Genomic DNA, 2,984 nt, shown 5'->3' with positions numbered 1-2,984 from the left:
GATCCGCACCGCGCCGCGCCAGCGCATGCACCTGCCGATGCCACGCGACCGGCGCCTGCTGAAGATCGCCTCACAGCTGCTGGCCGACCCGGCCGACGAGCGCGGCCTGGCGCAGTGGGCGCATTGGGCCGGCCTGTCGCCGCGCAGCCTGACCCGCCATTTCCGCGACGAGACAACGCTGAGCTTCGCCCAATGGCGCCAGCAGGCGCGGCTGGCCGAGGCGCTGCGGCAGCTCAGCGAGGGCCGCAGCGTGGCCGATATCGCCCACGCGCTGGGCTTCAGCAGCGCCAGCGCCTTCGTCACCGTGTTCCGGCGACACTTCGGGCTACCGCCCGGACGCTACCTGGCACGGGCCGGCCACGGCCTGGAACCGGGCCTGGATCCTGCACGCGGCTTGGCATCCCCCGCCGCATCCGGATAATCACTGGATTGAGAGCGGCGACCGCCGTCACCGCCTCCCGACATAGGTAACAACGCCGCATGACCGATCTTGCCCGCCCCGTGTTCCACGGTTTCGAACAACTGCCGCTGCGCGAATACGCCGAACGCGCCTACCTCGACTACTCGATGTACGTGGTCCTGGATCGCGCCCTGCCGTTCCTCGGCGACGGCCTGAAGCCGGTGCAGCGCCGCATCATCTATTCGATGAGCGAGCTGGGCCTGAATGCCGCGTCCAAGCCGAAGAAGTCCGCGCGTACCGTCGGTGACGTCATCGGTAAGTACCACCCGCATGGCGACAGCGCGTGCTACGAAGCGCTGGTGCTGATGGCGCAGCCGTTCTCGTACCGTTATCCGCTGATCGAAGGCCAGGGCAACTTCGGTTCCAGCGACGATCCGAAGTCGTTCGCGGCGATGCGTTACACCGAATCCAAGCTGACCCCGATCGCCGAAGTACTGCTGGGCGAACTGGGCCAGGGCACCACCGACTGGGCACCGAACTTCGACGGCACCCTGCAGGAACCGACCTGGATGCCGGCACGCCTGCCGCATCTGCTGCTGAACGGCACCACCGGCATCGCCGTGGGCATGGCCACCGATGTGCCGCCGCATAACCTCAACGAGATCGTCAGCGCGCTGCTGCACCTGCTGGACGATCCGGACGCCAGCGTGCGCGACCTGTGCGAGCACGTGAAGGGTCCCGACTACCCGTCCAATGCCGAGATCATCACCCCGGCCAACGACCTGCGGAACATGTACGAGACCGGCAACGGCAGCGTGCGTGCGCGTGCGACCTACATCAAGGAAACCCACAACGTGGTGGTCACCGCGTTGCCGTTCCAGGTGTCGCCGTCGAAGGTGATCGAGCAGATCGCCGCGCAGATGCGCGCSAAGAAGCTGCCGTGGCTGGAGGACATCCGCGATGAGTCCGACCATGCCAACCCGGTGCGCGTGGTGCTGGTGCCGCGCTCGAACCGCGTCGACGCCGAGCAGTTGATGGGCCACCTGTTCGCCACCACCGACATGGAGCGCAGCTACCGCGTCAACCTCAACGTGATCGGGCTGGACGGCCGTCCGCAGGTGAAGAACCTGAAGACGCTGCTCAGCGAGTGGCTGGCGTTCCGCAGCAGCACCGTCACCCGCCGCCTGCAGCACCGCCTGCAGAAGGTCGAGCGTCGCCTGCACCTGTTGGAAGGCCTGCTGGTGGCGTTCCTCAACCTGGACGAGGTGATCCACATCATCCGTACCGAAGACGAACCGAAGGCGGCGCTGATCGCGCGCTTCGGCCTGTCCGAAGACCAGGCCGAGTACATCCTGGAAACCAAGCTGAAGCAGCTGGCCCGCCTGGAAGAAATGAAGATCCGCGGCGAGCAGGACGAGCTGGCCAAGGAGCGCGAGAAGATCCTCAGCATCCTCGACAGCAAGGCCAAACTGAAGAAGCTGATCCGCGACGAGCTGCAGGCCGATGCGAAGAAGTTCGGCGACGAGCGCCGCTCGCCGCTGGTGCAGCGCCAGGCCGCGCAGGCCATCGACGAGACCGAGCTGGTACCGAGCGAGCCGATGACGGTGGTGATGTCCGAGAAGGGCTGGATCCGCGCCGCCAAGGGCCACGACATCGATGCCTCGACCCTGTCCTACCGCGATGGCGATGCGCTGCAGGGTGCAGTGCGTGCGCGCAGCACCCAGCAGGTCGCGTTCCTCGACAGCGAAGGCCGTGCCTACTCCACGCCGGTGCATACCCTGCCCTCGGCACGCGGCAACGGTGAACCGCTGACCGGCCGCTTCTCGCCGGCCGCAGGCACCAGCTTCGTGACCCTGGCCAGCGCCGAACCGGATACCCGCTTCGTGCTGGCCTCGACCCACGGCTATGGTTTCGTCACCCGCTTCGAAAACCTGATCGGTCGCAACAAGGCCGGCAAGGCGATGCTGAACCTGTCGGCGGGCTCGTCGGTGCTGACCCCATCGGTGGTGGCCAACGTCGCTACCGACCGCATCGTCGCGGTGACCAGTTCGGGCAACCTGCTGGCGATCGCCGCCAACGACCTGCCGGAACTGGACAAGGGCAAGGGCAACAAGATCATCGAGATCCCCAAGGCCAAGCTCGCCACCGAACGCGTGGTCGCCATCGTGGCAATCAGCCCCGGCCAGACCCTGCAGGTCCGCAGCGGCCAGCGCACCATGGGCCTGAAGTTCAACGAACTCGACGCCTATCTGGGCGCCCGCGCCACCCGTGGCCATCTGCTGCCGCGTGGCTGGCAGAAGGTGGAAGGGTTGTCGGTCGAATGACGGTAGGTGTCAACCTTGGTTGACACGCCTTGCCCGGCAATCGGGAACCCGCCGGGCATGGCCCGGCGCTACCGGGAACGGAGCATCAGACACAAAAAAGCCGGGGCATTCCCCGGCTTCTTTGTTTGTCGGCTGGCGGGCGGTGGAGCAGCTGGCGGGCGAAGGCTGGCTGGCGGTGCTCCGGTGCTGGCGGGCGACGTTGCTTTGCGCTCCTGGTAGAGCCGACCGCTGGTCGGCTGCTCTGCTAAATGCAGCCGACC

At 66.8% G+C, this 2,984-nt stretch carries 2 protein-coding genes; both read left to right on the top strand.

Annotation, left to right across the window (positions count from 1 at the left end; genetic code table 11):
- A partial coding sequence (locus AB4Y84_RS18035) for a helix-turn-helix transcriptional regulator (RefSeq protein WP_442250590.1) occupies positions 1-421 on the top strand: 421 nt, incomplete at its 5' end.
- 59 nt (positions 422-480) lie between these two features.
- Positions 481-2,724 (top strand): DNA topoisomerase IV subunit A, encoded by a 2,244-nt coding sequence (gene parC / locus AB4Y84_RS18030; RefSeq protein WP_363730914.1) that lies wholly within the window; start codon positions 481-483, stop codon positions 2,722-2,724.
- Positions 2,725-2,984 lie beyond the last annotated feature (260 nt).

Origin of the sequence: Stenotrophomonas sp. 2YAF22 (genome assembly GCF_052114665.1) — a bacterium.
GTDB classification, from domain to species: Bacteria; Pseudomonadota; Gammaproteobacteria; order Xanthomonadales; family Xanthomonadaceae; genus Stenotrophomonas; species Stenotrophomonas indicatrix.
The sequence above is the reverse complement of the archived record's forward strand: the minus strand, read 5'-3'. Positions and strand labels throughout refer to the sequence as shown.